Source organism: Nocardiopsis sp. JB363 (assembly GCF_900143625.1).
Taxonomy (GTDB): domain Bacteria; phylum Actinomycetota; class Actinomycetes; order Streptosporangiales; family Streptosporangiaceae; genus Nocardiopsis.
This window is the reverse complement of record NZ_FRFF01000012.1, coordinates 1-13,956: the sequence shown is the minus strand read 5'-3', so window position 1 is coordinate 13,956 and position 13,956 is coordinate 1. Positions and strand designations below refer to the sequence as shown.

Genomic DNA, 13,956 nt, shown 5'->3' with positions numbered 1-13,956 from the left:
ACGGTCTCTCCCCATGAAACGATGATGATTACGGCAAATCCTAAGCCGCGGAGCGGTCAAGTGGATACACGGAGCCCATCACTCGTTACAGGCCCGTGAACACCGATGAACACCGAACGTTCAGCCGCCGGGGTCGGGTTCCACCTCGATCACCGTGGTCCCCACGACCTCGAACTCGGCTCGACCCCCGGTCAGCTCGGCCAGACGCACCTCGAACTCGGGAAGCTCGCTCTCGGGCAGGGCCACCTCGATACGGACCCGCTCCTCGTAGGCGACGTGCCGGACGTTGAGCGTGGAGTCGCGCAGGTCACTCTCCAAGCGCCCGCCGAGGACATAGTCGGCGTGGACGTCCACTACCAACAGCGACCGGCGTTCCAGCAGCCCGAACTCGTCCACCGCCGCCGAAACCGAGTTGCCGTAGGCCCGGATCAAGCCACCCGCGCCGAGCTTGGTGCCACCGAAGTAGCGGGTGACGACCGCGACGGTGTCGGTGATCCGTCGGTGACGCAGCACCTCCAGCATGGGCACCCCCGCGGTCCCGGCCGGCTCGCCGTCGTCGCTGGAACGCTGGACCCCGCCGTCCTCACCGAGCACGTAGGCCGTGCAGTTGTGGTTGGCGTTCCAGTGCTCCTTGCGGCGTTCGGCGATGAACGCGCGTGCGGCCTCCTCACTGTCCACCCTGGCCATGGCACAGATGAACCGAGACTTCTTGATCTCGATCTCGTGTTCGCCGCCGCGTCTGATCGTTCGCATGTCGCCTGTTCAACAGAGGTCGTGGGTTCGTCGCACAGTCTGCCGGCTTCCGAGTCCGATTCCGCGACGCCCCCGTTCCCCTCCCGAACGCGGGACATGGGGGTCCTGTGGGATTTCACCCATCGAACGGCACACCTGGTGACCGTCGCGGCAGCATAGGGACCGGTTCCACCGGTTCGGGCCGATCGACCTGCCTCTGTGGGGGATTCCGACTGGTACGGTCCCCTCGCTGGAGGAAGCCGGAAAGCGCTTGGAACTCCTGCGGGACAACGGCCCCGGCCCCGACTCGTTCACCTTCCGCGAGCGCTTCGGTCCTCCGGGCACATCACAGTTTCCGTACTCGTAGTTATCCAGCATGCACTTTGGGTAACGTTGCGGACATCAAGCGACTATCACCCGGGAGTCCCGACATGCGCACCACATCACCCGCCGTCGGCCTGGCACTGACCGCCTTCCTCCTCGCCGGGTGCGCCCAGGGAGCGCCTTCGACCAACGACGGTTCCGCGTCCGGAGCGGGCCCCTCGGCCCAGCCCACCGCCGAGCCCAGCGTGACGGCGTCGATCTTCCTTCCCCCGGGCGAGAGCACCGGCGCCGTCACCTACGACGAGACCGCGGTGCCCGAAGGCGCCACCGCGGACGTCCAGGTACGCGTCCAGGACGGGTCCACGTACGTGCAGTTCACCGGCACCGGACTTGAGGCCGATCGGGACTTCGGCGTCCACGTGCACACCAAGCCCTGTGGCGAGGACCCGGCCGAGGCCGGGCCGCACTACCAGGACGAGGTCGACCCGGAGGCGACGGAGGACGAACCCTCCGCCGACCCGGAGTACGCCAACGCGGAGAACGAGGTGTGGCTGGACTTGACCACCGACTCCAGTGGCAACGCCTACGTCACGTCCACGGTCGACTGGGAGTTCCGTGAGGGGGAGGCGAACTCCTTGGTCCTGCACGAGGAGCACACCTCCACCCACGAGGGCCACGCCGGAACGGCGGGCGACCGCCTGGCCTGCGTGACCGTGGAATTCTGAGAACTTCCCGATCAGTCGGGGATCAACCGGCGCAGGACGAGTTTCTCGCCCAGCGCCCACGTGGTGGAGGCACACAGGTACAGTCCCGCGGCCAGCGGTACGAACACCGCGACGGCAACGGTGAAGAACTGTAGGTAGGAGAGGGCCCCGAGCATCGGCGGCTGTGCGGGGCCCGCCTGCATGGTCGGCAGCATGACGTACCGCCGACTGGCCCAGGCCACCGCCGCCAGCACGATCAGCATCACGGCGAAGACCGGGGAGAAGGCGCCACCGGCCAGAGTGGCGCCCAGCTCGACCCCGGCGAAGGTGCGCAGCAACAGCGCCTCCGTACCGGGGGCGACCCCGATGAACAGCCCGTACAAGGCGATCATGATCGGGACCTGCGCGAGCCCCGGAAGGCATCCGGCCATCGGCCCGGTCCCCGCCTCGGAGTAGACCTTGCGCTGTTCGGCGAGCAGGCGTTCGGGGTTCTTGCCGTGGCGTTCGGTGATCGCCGCCAGGCGCGGGGCGAGGCGGGCGCGCTGCTTCTCCGCGCGTACCTGCGCCACCCCCAGGGGTAGGAGCAGCACACGCACGGCCATGGTCAGCGCGATCACCGCCAGGCCGGCGGCGAGGGCCCCGGAGAGCGGGGAGAGCAGGTCGGTCAGTACGGCGAGGATCGTCGAGAGCACGTCGATGAGGGCCGCGATCGGCCCGAAGGTGTACAAGTGGGAAGGCCCTTCGTCCAGGTGGAGAGTTCGGACGTGGGCCGCTCGTCGAAGATCAGGGCGCACGCGGGGCCGCACCGAGCGCACGACGGAATGCGTGTCAGAGCGTGTGGCGGAGCGTGCTCACCGGGGAGCCGAGGATCTAGGGAGCGGCCGGAAGGGCCCGTCCTGGCGCTCGGGGACGTGGTCGACCCGCGGCGTCGGGTGCGCACAGGGTGAGGACGGGCAGCCGGGCGGAACGTCGCCGCATCGCGTGTCCGTCACCGGTGGCGCTGTCGCCGACCGGCCACAGGGCCGTGCCTCGCAGGACCATCCAGGTGAGGGCGGCGCCGACGGCCACGGCCACCAGCACGAGTGCGGGTCCCTGGGTCCCGAAGGCGAGGAGCTCGGTGGGAAGGGTGCCGAGGAGGAGGAAATCGAACAGGGGAATCAGGAAGTGCACCCGGTCCCCCCTTCCGTCCCGGTCATCGCCGGCACCGACGTCCATCGTCTCCGGACATCATCATACGGACAATGGCACTGCTCGGCCAAGGGAGAAATTCCGCCGACACTCCGCCGACGTTCCACTCCGATCACGCGAACCTGTAGCTAAATGACACAGAGTAACCATCTCCGCCGTGTCTTTCCGGGCTCGCGCGAGCCTTTCGAAGAGGGGAACCCCGTGCCGATCCGCCCTGCGAACCTTGCCACCATGTCCGCGACCATCGCCGGAGCCATATCGGGGATGTCCGAGAAGGACCGGACCACGCCGATCCGTGTCACCTTCGAGTCGGGCCACGAGCAGAACGTGGAGAACGGCGGTTGTCGAGTGCTGGAGACCGGCCAGGGCGGTGTGGTGGAGATCGACGGGGAGGCACGCTTCGCGTTGTTCGCCGGAACGAGCTGCCAGGGCAGTCGCACTCTCGCCTCCGGTCACGGCAGCGTACGCTTCGGCACCCCGGTCCTGGCCGGCGCCATCGTCATCGGCTGACACCCCCTGGACAGTGTCCGCTCACTCATAGACATCGCGACGGTGACCGACCTTCACCACCCACACCTCGACCACACCGTCATCGACCGTGTAAAGCACCCGATGGTCACCGATCCGGATGCGGTAACCGACTCTTCCCCGCAATGCCTTGATTCCTGGAGGGCGGGGGTCCTCGGACAGGCCTCTGACCACGTGCAGGACCCGCTTACGCTGCTGCTGTTCCAACTTGCGCAGTTGCCGGGCCGCTCCCGACGAGAAGTAGACCTCGTACCGTGTCACGAGGTGGACTCCCGCTCGACCTGGTCGAGCGGGATCCGCTCTCCGTCGTCCTCGGCGATGGCCGCTTCGAGTTCAGCGGCGTCACGAGCATCCTCAAGCGCTTCGAGCAGCTCCAGGTCCTCGGCTGAGATGAGGGCTGCCACCGCGCGTCCGCGCCGGGTGATGGTGACCCGCTCATGCCCGTAGGAAACTCGATTGAGAGTGTCGGAGAAGTTTTCTCTGACGTCGCCCGCACCCATGTTCGCCATGACATCAAGCTCCTTGATCATGTACGTAGCGTACGTTTCGTACGGTACCCCTGTCCTGCGAACAGAAGAAGACCCGCGGTGTTCTCGGTGAGGTGGGCCTAGCCGAGGTCTCGCCGACGTCGGCGATGGCGATGAGGGTCATCGATGGTTCCTTCGCACCGAGCGGCCGGGGAGGCGATCGGTGCGCCGGCCGTCCCGGACGGTGAACTCGCCGGAGAGCAGCACGTGTTCGATGCCCACGGGGGTGCGACGGGGGTCGTCGTAGGTGGCGCGGGCAGCGACGGTCTCGGGATCGAACACGACGAGGTCGGCGTGGGCCCCCAACTGGATGATGCCTCGGTCGGCCAGGCCCAGGCGTTGCGCGGGCCGCGAGGTCATGTGCCGCACGCATTCCTCCAGGGAGAGCAGGCCGAGTTCGCGTACGTAGTGGCCGAGGTAGTGGGGGAAGGTGCCCCAGCCGCGCGGGTGCGGCCGGTCGCCGACGAGGATGCCATCGCTCCCGGCGGTGTGCGCGCTGTGCCGCATGATGGTGCGGATGTTCTCCTCGTTGCCGACCTGGAGGAGACAGCCGCTGCGCAGTTCGTCGGCGACCAACAGGTCGACGTACAGCCTCCCGGGTTCCTCGCCCCGTCGGGTCGCCAGGTCGGCGATGGAGTGACCGACCGCCCAGGACAGGCTCGGGTCGGCGGTGCCGGTGACGACCAGGGTGCCCCAGTCCATGGGTACGCCGTGGTTGCCGTCGGTGCCCTCGGTCTCCACCTCCCACAGGATGCGGGTACGGGTGTCGGGGGCGCGCAGCCGGTCGAGGGTGGCGGTGGTGCCGCCTTCCTGTGCCCAGCTCGGCAGCGGGGCGGCGAGGTAGGTGGCGCTGGCCCGGTAGGGGTAGCTGTCGAGGGTGACGTCGAGGCCGAAGCGGACGGTGGCCTCGTCGATGGCGTCGAGGACTTCGGGGGCACGCCCGCGGTTGCGCGGGAAGTTGACGTGACAGTGGGCCAGGTGGAGGGCGACGTGCGCGCGGCGGGCCACGTCCAGGCATTCCTGGTAGGACTCCACGACTCGGGAACCGTAGTTGCGGTGATGGGGGCAGTAGTAGCCGCCGGCGGCTCGGACCGGTTCGAGGAGGGCGACGATCTCGTCGTCGGTCGCGTACATGCCCGGCGTGTAGGTCAGCCCGGTGGAGAGCCCGTGCGCGCCCTCGGCCATGCCCTGGGCGACCATGGCGCGCATCCGGTCGAGCTCGGCGGCGGTGGGCGGGCGGTCCTCGTTGCCCAGGACCGCCATGCGGACGTTGCCGTGGGGGACGAGGTAGGCGGCGTTGGTGGGGGATCCATGGTCGACACGGTCCAGGTACTCACCGACGCTGCGCCATGCGTGGTCCAGGTCGGGGGTGCCGTTCCAGGCGGCGATCTGCTCGCGGATCGGTTCGACGGTGTCGTCGGTGACGGGGGCGTATCCGAGTCCGTCCTGGCCCAGGACCTCAAGGGTGACGCCCTGGCAGACCTTGGCCTCGTGGGCGGGGTCTGCGAGGAGGGCGAGGTCGGAGTGGGCGTGCATGTCGACGAAGCCGGGTGCGACGACGAGGCCGGTCACGTCGATGCGCTCACCGGCGGATCTGGCGCCTCCGGGCGGAACGATGTGGCTGATACGGCCGTCGCGTAGGACGAGGTCGGCCAGGCGGGAGGGACCGCCTGAGCCGTCGACGACCCGTCCACCGCTGAGTACGGTCTCGGGCTGCACTTGTTCCTCCGTTCGGGTCACCGGCACCCGGCGCGGCGACGCACGGGTGTCGGTACGGCCCAAGATACTCTTGCGGGCGAATAATTGGTAACTTTGTTGCCAGTAAAAGTGCCATGGTCCGCACGCGAGTTCGCACGAGCACCGGCGCGCGCATGTGCACGTGACACTCCGACCGAAGGAGCCCCATGTCCAAGCAGGCGGTCCAGACCGACCAGGCACCCACCCCCGCCGGCGCCTACAACCAGGGCGTCGTCGCGGGCGGGTTCCTGTTCACGGCCGGATTCGGCCCCCAGCACCCCGGGACCGGAGAGGTCGCGCCGACCGTGGGCGAGCAGACCGCCCAGGTCCTGGCCAACGTCTCCGCGGTCCTCGCCGTACACGGGCTGACGCTGGACGACGTCGTCAAGGCCACCGTCCACCTGGAGAACCTCAAGGCGGACTTCCCCGAGTTCAACGCCGTCTACGCGGAACACTTCAACGCCCCCTATCCGGTGCGGACGACCGTGGGCTCCGACCTCGCGAACATCCTCGTCGAGATCGACGTCGTCGCCAAGCTCAAGGACTGAGGCCGGGCCGCCCCGGGAAACCCCCGGGGCGGCCGGTCCCGTCCTTCGCGCTACCTACCCCGAACGGCGGGCGCGGACCACGAGGTCGTGGACGGTGTAGGTGACATCGTCGAGCGTCTGTTCCCCGGGGCGGGCCTCGTCGACGAGCACGTCCCACTCCCCCTCGGTGAGCGCCGCGGTCACCGCGTCGCCCTCGTAGAACAGTTCCGGAATGGGCGGCCGGGGCACCCCGGCCGTCACATCGCTCGGGTGGTGCGCGACCACCAGCAGTTCACCGCCGGGCGCCACCGCGGCGGCCAGGTCGGCGAACAGGCGCGCCCGAGGGTTGGGGAACATGTGCATGAACTGGGCCGTGACCAGGTCGAAGGGCGGTTCCGGCGGTGACCATCGGGTCACGTCGGCCCGCAGCCACGTGACACGTTCGCGTACCTGCGCGCTCCGTTCCCGAGCGTGGGCCTCGGCGCGATCCAACGCCACGGACGAGATGTCGACCGCGGTGACCCGCCACCCCCGCTCGGCCAGCCACAGGGCGTCGGCCCCCTCTCCGCTGCCCACGTCCAAGGCGCGGCCGGGTGCGAGCCCCGAGACCTCCGCCACCAGGTGCCGGTTGGGCTCACCACTCCAGATCCGATCCTTGGACCGGTAACGCTCGTTCCAGAAGTCCTCGCCCATCTCTTCGGGCGAGGCTTCGTGCTCGTGGGTCATCGATCGACCACCTCCGCCAACACTCTCGTCGGCGGCGGCCCCCGGGACCACTCCCCTTGCCGTTATGGCAAGCACCCGCCGAGGCCGAGGAAGGTGAGGAACAGGTCGGGTTCCTCACCAGAAAAGGAGAACCACCCTCCGTGATCATGTGTCACATCAGATGTCTCGAATCCCCCTGACGACAGGAAAAAGGAACACCATGATCATCTGGCGCGGTTGGGGCATTCTCGTCCCCCTCATCGCGGCGGTCCTCGCCGTCCCCTGTGCCGCCATCGTCGCCGAGGCGACGGGACAGCAGCACCTCGGTGGCATCGGCGCCGGGGTGGGATTCCTTCTCGCCGCCGTGGCCGTGTTCTTCGCGGGGCGCAAGCTCAACACGCCCAAGCGCGGTTTCCACCCGGCGACCGGCCAGCCGGTGGAGTACCGCAACTCGCACACGTTCTTCTTCGTGCCGATGCAGTACTGGGCGTTCGTCCTGCCCTTGGCCGGCGCGGGCGCGGTCGCCACCGCGTTCCCCCTGTAGGACGACCCCTGTAGGACCTTCAGCACTTCGGGGTTCTAGGGATCGTCCGGATCCGGGGCTCCGAAGTCCTCCAGGCACAGTTCCAACATGGCCTGAATCCGCTCGATGAGTTGCGCGCGATCGTGCCCGCGCAGCGCCTCTCCCCCCTCGACGCGACGAACCCGTCCCAGTCCCAACCACACGGCGGCGATCAGGGAGGCGTGCACCTGGGCGTTCTCCCGGCCCAAATACTCGGTGAGCGGATCGATGAACGCGCTCTTGAGCCGCCCCTGGTAGACCGACTGAAGGTCCGGATCCCCCGCCGAGTGGTCCAGGGCCCGCTGTAGCGTGCTCCCCTCCCCGTGCAACCGCCCTACGGCGTGCTCGGCCATCCGGCGAGGCAGTTCCTCGGGCGGGCCGTCGGTGATGAGCCGGGGGAAGACACCGTCCTCGCGCAGGATCTCGGTGAGCAGCCCGGCCTTGGAGCCGAAGTACCGATTGATCAGCGCGACGTTCACCCCGGCGTGCGAGGCGATCATCCGGGAGGAGACCGAGCCGAACCCCTCTTGGGCGAAGAGCTCCTTGGCGCTGGTGAGGATGCGCTCCCTGGTCACCTCACGGCGGCGTGCGGGCACGGTGGCGCCGCTTCCGGTCCCGTCCGGACGCTCCATCTGCACCCCTTGGGGCCTCGATCCGACTGTCAGGGACCCAGGATCCCACCTCTGTGGACCGAGCGCGTACCGGAGTGGCCCGAGAGATCTCGACTTGACAGGTCAACAGCGTTTACCTATACCTGAATCCGGATGCCCGCCCCCCGGCTGTCGTGCCGTGGGGCTTTCGTGCGTCCGGAGAACGGGGAACCCATGGAACAGTCGCTGCGCGGAAAGTCCGAGACCCGAGAACCCGTCCCGAAGACGAAGCCCTCAGCGGATCCCGCGGCGACGCCGACGACCGGCCCCACCCCCGACTATCCGCCACGACCCGTCGTGCGCCGGATCATGGTCGGTCTCGTGCTGGCCATGCTCACCTCGATGCTCACCAACTCGATCATCGGGACCGCGCTGCCCACCATCATGGGCGAGCTCGGCGGACAGGACCGGCTGGCCTGGGTGGCCACCGCCGCACTGCTCACCATGACCGCCTCCACCCCCGTCTGGGGCAAGCTCTCCGACCTGTGGGGACGCAAACTCCTCTTCCAGATCGCCCTCGGCGTCTTCATCGTCGCCTCGCTCGCCGCCGGCTTCGCCCAGGACATCAACTGGCTCATCGCCGCGCGCGCCCTGCAGGGACTGGGCGTCGGTGGACTCGCCACCCTGCCCAACATCATCCTGGGCGACGTCGTCTCCCCACGTGAGCGCGGCCGCTACAGCGGTCTGATCGGCATGGTCTTCGGTGTGTCCACCGTGCTGGGCCCGTTGGTCGGCGGGTTCCTCGTGGACAGCCCGCTGGGGTGGCGCTGGTGCTTCCTCATCACCGTTCCACTCGCCGTGGTGGCCTTCATCGTCGTCCAGTTCATGTTCCGGATGCCGTTCGCTCCACGCCGCAAGGCGCCGGTGGACTGGCTCGGGGCCTCCCTGATCTTCAGCGCCGCCAGCACGATGATCGTCCTGCTCAGCCTGGGCGGCACCCAGATCCCGTGGAACTCACCGATCGCCTACGTCATGGGCGTCGGGGCGGTACTGCTGATCGTCACCGCGATCCTGGTCGAGCGACGTGCCACCGAACCCATCATCCCCACCCGCCTGTTCCGGGACCGCACGTTCGTGCTGGCCTCCGCGGGCTCGGTGACCGTCGGCATGATGATGTTCGGCCTCATCATCTACATGCCGCAGTACCTGCAATTCGTCCACGGAATGAGCCCCACGGTCTCCGGTCTGATGACGCTGCCGCTCGTGGGTTCCTTCCTCACCACCTCGATCGGATCCGGGTACGCGATCAGCGGTACCGGCCGTTGGAAGGCCTATCCGGTGGTGGGCATGGCACTGTGCGTCCTCGGTTTCACGATGCTGAGTCTGGCGCAGGTCGACCCCGGGCTGACCACGATCGTCGTCGGACAGATGCTCGTGGGCCTGGGCTTCGGGCTCAACATGCAGATCCTGCTGCTGGCCACACAGAGCGCCCTGCCTCTGCGAGACATGGCCTCCGGGACCGCCACGGTGACCTTCTTCCGGAACCTGGGCGGTGCCATGGGCGTGGCCGCCTTCGGCGCGGTGATGGCGGGCAGGCTCAACAGCGAACTGGCCATCGCGTCCATCGCCGCCCGGGAGGCGATGGACACCGACCGGGCTCAGGGGGTCGATTCCGGCGCCGAGGAACTGTCGATCGGTCTGGAGCAGGCCGCCGAATCCGCCCAGGGCTCCCCCGAGCTGGTGCACTCCCTGCCCGAACCGGTCCGTGAGGTGATCGTGGGCGCGTTCGACCACGCGATGCAGGGCGTGTTCGTGGCGGGAATCCCCATCGCCGTGCTCGGGCTGATCTCGGTGTCCTTCATGAAGGGGGTGCCGTTGCGCGGCGGAGGCCCCAAACGGCGCGAACGTTGACCCGAGTCATCCCATGACCGGGCCGTCCACACATCCCCGGGCTCAGAGGTAGCGGCGGAACCCCTCGGCGGAGTCGTCGAATCCCAGGGTCCGGTAGAAGTGGTGTGCGCCTTGGCGGCTCTCGTGGGAGAGCAGCTCGACCTTGTAACAGCCCGCGCGGGTGGCCCGATCCAAGGCGTCCTCCATGAGGGCCCTACCGATGCCTTGGAAGCGCGTGTCGGGGTCGACCACGAGGTTGTCGATCACCGCCCAGGGCTGGGCGTCGTGGGTCAGGTTGGCCACCACCAACAGGTCGAGGGTCCCGATGATCTGACCCCGACGTTCCGCCACCAGGACGGTGCGTTCGGGATCGTTCTCCATCCGGGTCCAGGCCCGGACGGCCGCAGAGGACATGCGGACATGCGCGCTCCGCGTATGGGTGGTGTCCCCGAGTTCACGCAAGAGGCGCAGAATCGCACCGAGGTCGGACCGAATGGCCGCACGTATCATCATGACTGACGGCATCGTAGCCGACAGCCTGCAACAAGGCGGACGTCCCCCTACAATCTGCCACAAAACACCGAGGGCGGGACGACCGTCCCGCCCTCGTCCCGCCACGCGGCGGGGTGCTTCCTGTCGACACTTCAGGGTTTGCGGATGACCCGCACGCCCTCGTCGTTGGTCGGAGGCTGTTGCTGCCGCCCCTCAGGGCGACGGTAGACGCCGGTGACACCCGGGCCGCCGGTGTCGGTCGGCGGCTGCTCAGGACCGTTCTGCGGCTGCTGCGGACCATCGGGCGCCTGCTGGGGCCCGCTCGGCGCCTTCTCCGGGCCGCTGTGCGGCTGCTGCGGACCGCTGTGCGCCTGCTGGGGTCCGCTCGGCGGCTGCTGCGGACCACTCTGCGGCGGCCGGGGTCCACCCTGCGGCTGCTGCGGACCGCTCTGGGGCTGTTGCGGAGCGTTCGGCCGGCCACCCGGAGCGGGCGCGTTGAAGCGGGCGCCCTGCGGAGCCTGGGGCGTGGCGGCCTTGGGCTCGCCGCCCTTGCCCTCGTCCGGCTTGCCCTGCTCGTCCTCGGCCAGCGGCTTGATGCGCACCGTCGCCTCGTCCGGAACCTGCGGCGGCAACTGGGCGGTGGCCTCGTCCTGCTTCGGCTCCGCCCCCGGGCCCTTGGCCTCGGGCGCCTTGGCCTCCGGCACCTTGGCCTCGGGTGCCTTGGCCTGCGGAGCCTTGTTCTGCGGCGGACGTCCCTGCGGGCCCTTGGGCTCGGCCTTGGGGGCCTCCGCCTCGACAGCGGCCTCGCGCGAAAGCCCGGTCTCCAGCGCACCGGCCTCGTCCTCGGCGGTGACCAGTTCGGCGAGCGTCGAGTGCATGTCCTTCAGACGACGCAGAGCCTCGGCGTGCGTGGCCGTGAGAGTGGCCAGTCGACGGTCCGCCGTGTCGTGGATCTTCTTGGCGCGGGCCTCGGCCTCGTGCAGCCGCCGCTCGCCCTCCTGCTTGGCCTGATCACGGATCTGATCGGCCTCCTTCTTCGCGCCGGAGACCATCTCGGTGGCCTCGCTGCGCGCGGAGGAGACGATGCGCTCGGAGTGCTCCTCGGCGTCCTTGCGGTGCTTGAAGACCTCTTCCTCGGCCTTCTTCCGCGCGTCCTTCACCTCGGACTCGACCCGGGAGCGACGCTCCTTGGCCTCTTCCTCGGCGATCCGGAGGATCTCCGCCATGCGCTCGCTGATCTGCTCGTGCTCAGGCTTGACCTGAGCCTTCTCACGAGCGATCGCGAGATCACGCTTGTACTGCTCCAGTTCGTCGTCCATCCGCTGAAGACGTTCGCGGAGATCCTTGAACTGATTGTCCATTCGGACGTAGTAGTCGTCGACGTGCGCCTTGTCGTAGCCGCCCTTGCGCACTGTCGGGAACCTGTCTTGCTGCAGTCCGCCGCCCGGCAACATTTCGCTCATGTGCCTTTCATGTCCTTTGCACCGTTGACTGCACGTCGCCGATGGTGAAGTTGCCCCGTCTGTCTCAAGAACACCCAAGGAGTCCTCTTTGCGAGTTCTGCCCTCAGGTGTCTGTTTCATGCACCGACTCGGCTCGATGAGGGGCATCGGCCGAGAACGGAGCGTAACGCCGTGGATACCGTCCAAACGACCAAGGTAGACACGGGCCGCGCCGCCGCGTCAAGATCCCTGACGGGTACTTTGCCGTGCGGACCCTGGTCACCTACTTACTAAGGTATGCGCGATCATCCCCGTACGGGGGCCGAGCGGTCAACTTCCTCCACATTCGGCCCCCGGGGAACCGACCTCGGAAAGAAGGACGTGGAACATGGGCATCGCGACGGACGACGGTGGCTCGGGCCGGGTCGAGGGCCCGCGTATCGGCGGCGCCCCTTTCGGCGAACCGGAGATCGACCCCACCGCCTGGATCGCCCCGGGAGCGGTCGTGGTCGGCCGCGTCCGCCTGGGCGCCGAGAGCAGCGTCTGGTACGGATCCGTCCTTCGCGCCGACACCGAGGACATCGTGGTCGGTGAGAAGGTCAACATCCAGGACCAGTGCGGACTGCACTCCGACCCCGGACAACCCGCGATCCTCCACGACAACGTGAGCCTGGGCCACAAGGCGATGGTGCACGGCGCGATCGTCGAGGAAGGGGCGCTCATCGGTATCGGCGCGATCGTGCTCGGCGGCGCCAGGGTCGGCAAGGGCGCGCTCGTGGCCGCCGGCTCCCTGGTGGCTCCCGGCAAGGTCGTTCCACCGAACACGCTGTGGGCGGGGGTTCCCGGCAAGGTGGTGCGCGAACTGAACGACGACGACCGTCTGGTGCTGGAGCACACACCGACCGCGTACGCCGCCTACGCCGTACAGCACCAGGACGTCATCTGGTACTGACGGCCCGGCCGACGAGCCCGCGTATGGCTCTCCGGGGGGAGGGCGGCCGGACTTCGGTCCACGCCCCCCTCGGAGGGAGCGGACACTGTGTGACTAGCTCGGGTGAGCGGGTGGGTGGCCCACCCGAGTCATGCGCGATGACCGTCCCCGACGTAGCCTGAAAAGTGCTCGCCCCCTGTCGGAGCGGACTGAGTCGCGCCCGCCCGGCCCCCAAGGGTGTGGGCGTTCCCGTCCTGCCCAGCGACACCATCGTCCCGCGGAGGTGAGGAGCACCCTTGAACCACGCCATCGGGCTGCGCGACCGCCTCCACGACCATGTCGCCCTCGACGAGATCGAGTTGTACGCCGAGCTCCTGATCGCGGTCGCCGACGCCGACCAGCAGCTGAGCTTCGACGAGATCGACCGCGCCCTGGGCATCGCCGAACACTCCGAGGACGCACACGAGGGCGCCCCGGTAACCGGTGGTCCCCGGTGCCCCGAGCATGCGCGGGAAGGGTCGGACCCGCGCGCCACAGGGTCGGACCCGCGCGCCACAGGGTCGGACCCGCGCGCCACGGGGACGACACGGCCGGCAAAGGCCCCGCCTCGCAGCGCCGGTACCGCACCGTCGCCTCGCCCGCCCGATCCGCGCCGGGAAGAGCCACAGGCGGACCTGGACCGGAACGTGGCGCCCGCCGGGACCGGTCAGGAGCCGATCCCACTCGGACCGTCCACCCCTTGGGCCCCACTCCAAGCCCTCGGGGACTTCCACACCCACCACGCATCGCACGACCCCCTCCTGCGCAGGCTCGCCCCCTGGTACATCTGACCGCAGGCGGCATCCGCCCCTCGTTCCCCGCCGAGTTCCCCGTCGAATCGGCCTGATCCGGCCACCCTCGACCCGCTCCGACGGCCCCGATACCGGGTAGTGACCCTTCCGACCCCTCGGTCACCCCGGTCCCCACCGGCCGCCCTCGCAGGAGCACGGATGCGCGAACCCGACAGACCCGCCCCCCGGACCCGGCGGCCGGATCGGTCCAGGGGCCGTGGTCCGACAGGAGCCATCCGGCACCCGC

The 13,956-nt window shown here is 68.8% G+C and carries 17 protein-coding genes and 1 pseudogene; 8 read left to right on the top strand and 10 right to left on the bottom strand.

The window, feature by feature from the left end:
• Positions 1 to 120: 120 nt before the first annotated feature.
• Positions 121 to 753 carry a YigZ family protein gene (locus BQ8420_RS03145; RefSeq protein ID WP_087096285.1) on the bottom strand — a complete coding sequence of 211 codons (633 nt, stop codon included), beginning with the start codon at positions 751 to 753 and terminating at the stop codon, positions 121 to 123.
• Positions 754 to 913: 160 nt separating this feature from the next.
• Here BQ8420_RS03145 and BQ8420_RS03140 point away from each other — a divergent pair.
• Both BQ8420_RS03140 and BQ8420_RS03135 read left to right on the top strand, forming a co-directional pair.
• Positions 914 to 1,099: pseudogene (locus BQ8420_RS03140) on the top strand (DUF3291 domain-containing protein); the annotation flags it as partial.
• A gap of 64 nt (positions 1,100 to 1,163) precedes the next feature.
• Positions 1,164 to 1,781 carry a superoxide dismutase family protein gene (locus BQ8420_RS03135; RefSeq protein ID WP_087096283.1) on the top strand — a complete coding sequence of 206 codons (618 nt, stop codon included), beginning with the start codon at positions 1,164 to 1,166 and terminating at the stop codon, positions 1,779 to 1,781.
• A gap of 11 nt (positions 1,782 to 1,792) precedes the next feature.
• On the opposite strand, the gene BQ8420_RS03130 is transcribed toward BQ8420_RS03135, so the two are convergent.
• The gene (locus tag BQ8420_RS03130; protein ID WP_087096282.1) at positions 1,793 to 2,488 is read right to left on the bottom strand and encodes a YidC/Oxa1 family membrane protein insertase; all 696 of its coding nucleotides are present in this window, start codon (positions 2,486 to 2,488) and stop codon (positions 1,793 to 1,795) included.
• 142 nt (positions 2,489 to 2,630) lie between these two features.
• Positions 2,631 to 2,930: a DUF6412 domain-containing protein gene (locus tag BQ8420_RS03125; protein ID WP_087096301.1), complete on the bottom strand. Its 300-nt coding sequence runs from the start codon at positions 2,928 to 2,930 to the stop codon at positions 2,631 to 2,633.
• Between the two features lie 219 nt (positions 2,931 to 3,149).
• On the opposite strand from BQ8420_RS03125, the gene BQ8420_RS03120 reads away from it, so the two are divergent.
• Positions 3,150 to 3,458: a hypothetical protein gene (locus BQ8420_RS03120; RefSeq protein ID WP_087096281.1), complete on the top strand. Its 309-nt coding sequence runs from the start codon at positions 3,150 to 3,152 to the stop codon at positions 3,456 to 3,458.
• A gap of 21 nt (positions 3,459 to 3,479) precedes the next feature.
• Here the strand turns inward: BQ8420_RS03120 and BQ8420_RS03115 are convergent, their stop codons facing one another.
• The 3 genes from BQ8420_RS03115 to BQ8420_RS03105 form a co-directional block, all read right to left on the bottom strand.
• Positions 3,480 to 3,737 (bottom strand): type II toxin-antitoxin system RelE/ParE family toxin, encoded by a 258-nt coding sequence (locus BQ8420_RS03115; protein WP_087096280.1) that lies wholly within the window; start codon positions 3,735 to 3,737, stop codon positions 3,480 to 3,482.
• Positions 3,734 to 4,006: a type II toxin-antitoxin system Phd/YefM family antitoxin gene (locus BQ8420_RS03110; RefSeq protein ID WP_200815772.1), complete on the bottom strand. Its 273-nt coding sequence runs from the start codon at positions 4,004 to 4,006 to the stop codon at positions 3,734 to 3,736. The genes BQ8420_RS03115 and BQ8420_RS03110 overlap by 4 nt, the downstream gene beginning before the upstream one ends.
• Positions 4,007 to 4,123: 117 nt before the next feature.
• On the bottom strand, positions 4,124 to 5,722 hold the full coding sequence (locus BQ8420_RS03105) for an amidohydrolase family protein (RefSeq protein WP_087096278.1): 1,599 nt from the start codon (positions 5,720 to 5,722) through the stop codon (positions 4,124 to 4,126).
• Positions 5,723 to 5,907: 185 nt separating this feature from the next.
• On the opposite strand from BQ8420_RS03105, the gene BQ8420_RS03100 reads away from it, so the two are divergent.
• Positions 5,908 to 6,288 (top strand): RidA family protein, encoded by a 381-nt coding sequence (locus BQ8420_RS03100; protein ID WP_087096277.1) that lies wholly within the window; start codon positions 5,908 to 5,910, stop codon positions 6,286 to 6,288.
• A 54-nt stretch (positions 6,289 to 6,342) separates the two neighbouring features.
• On the opposite strand, the gene BQ8420_RS03095 is transcribed toward BQ8420_RS03100, so the two are convergent.
• Positions 6,343 to 6,993, bottom strand: coding sequence for a bifunctional 2-polyprenyl-6-hydroxyphenol methylase/3-demethylubiquinol 3-O-methyltransferase UbiG (locus BQ8420_RS03095; protein ID WP_087096276.1), 651 nt, complete (start codon positions 6,991 to 6,993; stop codon positions 6,343 to 6,345).
• 199 nt (positions 6,994 to 7,192) lie between these two features.
• Between BQ8420_RS03095 and BQ8420_RS03090 the strand changes: the two genes are divergently transcribed.
• Positions 7,193 to 7,516, top strand: coding sequence for a hypothetical protein (locus tag BQ8420_RS03090; protein ID WP_087096275.1), 324 nt, complete (start codon positions 7,193 to 7,195; stop codon positions 7,514 to 7,516).
• A gap of 35 nt (positions 7,517 to 7,551) precedes the next feature.
• On the opposite strand, the gene BQ8420_RS03085 is transcribed toward BQ8420_RS03090, so the two are convergent.
• Complete coding sequence (locus BQ8420_RS03085; RefSeq protein ID WP_087096300.1) at positions 7,552 to 8,166, bottom strand: TetR/AcrR family transcriptional regulator; 615 nt, start codon at positions 8,164 to 8,166, stop codon at positions 7,552 to 7,554.
• A 192-nt stretch (positions 8,167 to 8,358) separates the two neighbouring features.
• Here BQ8420_RS03085 and BQ8420_RS03080 point away from each other — a divergent pair, with 192 nt between their 5' ends.
• Complete coding sequence (locus BQ8420_RS03080) at positions 8,359 to 10,035, top strand: MDR family MFS transporter (protein ID WP_087096274.1); 1,677 nt, start codon at positions 8,359 to 8,361, stop codon at positions 10,033 to 10,035.
• Between the two features lie 42 nt (positions 10,036 to 10,077).
• Here BQ8420_RS03080 and BQ8420_RS03075 read toward each other — a convergent pair whose 3' ends face one another.
• On the bottom strand, positions 10,078 to 10,527 hold the full coding sequence (locus BQ8420_RS03075; RefSeq protein ID WP_087096273.1) for a GNAT family N-acetyltransferase: 450 nt from the start codon (positions 10,525 to 10,527) through the stop codon (positions 10,078 to 10,080).
• A 131-nt stretch (positions 10,528 to 10,658) separates the two neighbouring features.
• Positions 10,659 to 11,960, bottom strand: coding sequence for an ATP synthase F0 subunit B (locus BQ8420_RS03070; RefSeq protein ID WP_087096299.1), 1,302 nt, complete (start codon positions 11,958 to 11,960; stop codon positions 10,659 to 10,661).
• 376 nt (positions 11,961 to 12,336) lie between these two features.
• Here BQ8420_RS03070 and BQ8420_RS03065 point away from each other — a divergent pair, with 376 nt between their 5' ends.
• Together BQ8420_RS03065 and BQ8420_RS03060 are read left to right on the top strand one after the other, a co-directional pair.
• Positions 12,337 to 12,900, top strand: coding sequence for a gamma carbonic anhydrase family protein (locus BQ8420_RS03065; RefSeq protein ID WP_087096272.1), 564 nt, complete (start codon positions 12,337 to 12,339; stop codon positions 12,898 to 12,900).
• A gap of 275 nt (positions 12,901 to 13,175) precedes the next feature.
• Positions 13,176 to 13,709 (top strand): hypothetical protein, encoded by a 534-nt coding sequence (locus BQ8420_RS03060; protein WP_087096271.1) that lies wholly within the window; start codon positions 13,176 to 13,178, stop codon positions 13,707 to 13,709.
• The last annotated feature ends 247 nt before the right edge of the window (positions 13,710 to 13,956 follow it).

Bases quoted from the DNA above. Each gene is read 5' to 3' on its own strand.
- BQ8420_RS03090 (WP_087096275.1), top strand. From the start codon at position 7,193: ATGATCATCTGGCGCGGTTGGGGCATTCTCGTCCCCCTCATCGCGGCG.
- BQ8420_RS03075 (WP_087096273.1), bottom strand. From the start codon at position 10,527: ATGATGATACGTGCGGCCATTCGGTCCGACCTCGGTGCGATTCTGCGC.
- BQ8420_RS03085 (WP_087096300.1), bottom strand. From the start codon at position 8,166: ATGGAGCGTCCGGACGGGACCGGAAGCGGCGCCACCGTGCCCGCACGC.
- BQ8420_RS03135 (WP_087096283.1), top strand. From the start codon at position 1,164: ATGCGCACCACATCACCCGCCGTCGGCCTGGCACTGACCGCCTTCCTC.
- BQ8420_RS03110 (WP_200815772.1), bottom strand. From the start codon at position 4,006: ATGATCAAGGAGCTTGATGTCATGGCGAACATGGGTGCGGGCGACGTC.
- BQ8420_RS03065 (WP_087096272.1), top strand. From the start codon at position 12,337: ATGGGCATCGCGACGGACGACGGTGGCTCGGGCCGGGTCGAGGGCCCG.
- BQ8420_RS03080 (WP_087096274.1), top strand. From the start codon at position 8,359: ATGGAACAGTCGCTGCGCGGAAAGTCCGAGACCCGAGAACCCGTCCCG.
- BQ8420_RS03145 (WP_087096285.1), bottom strand. From the start codon at position 753: ATGCGAACGATCAGACGCGGCGGCGAACACGAGATCGAGATCAAGAAG.
- BQ8420_RS03100 (WP_087096277.1), top strand. From the start codon at position 5,908: ATGTCCAAGCAGGCGGTCCAGACCGACCAGGCACCCACCCCCGCCGGC.
- BQ8420_RS03095 (WP_087096276.1), bottom strand. From the start codon at position 6,993: ATGACCCACGAGCACGAAGCCTCGCCCGAAGAGATGGGCGAGGACTTC.
- BQ8420_RS03070 (WP_087096299.1), bottom strand. From the start codon at position 11,960: ATGTTGCCGGGCGGCGGACTGCAGCAAGACAGGTTCCCGACAGTGCGC.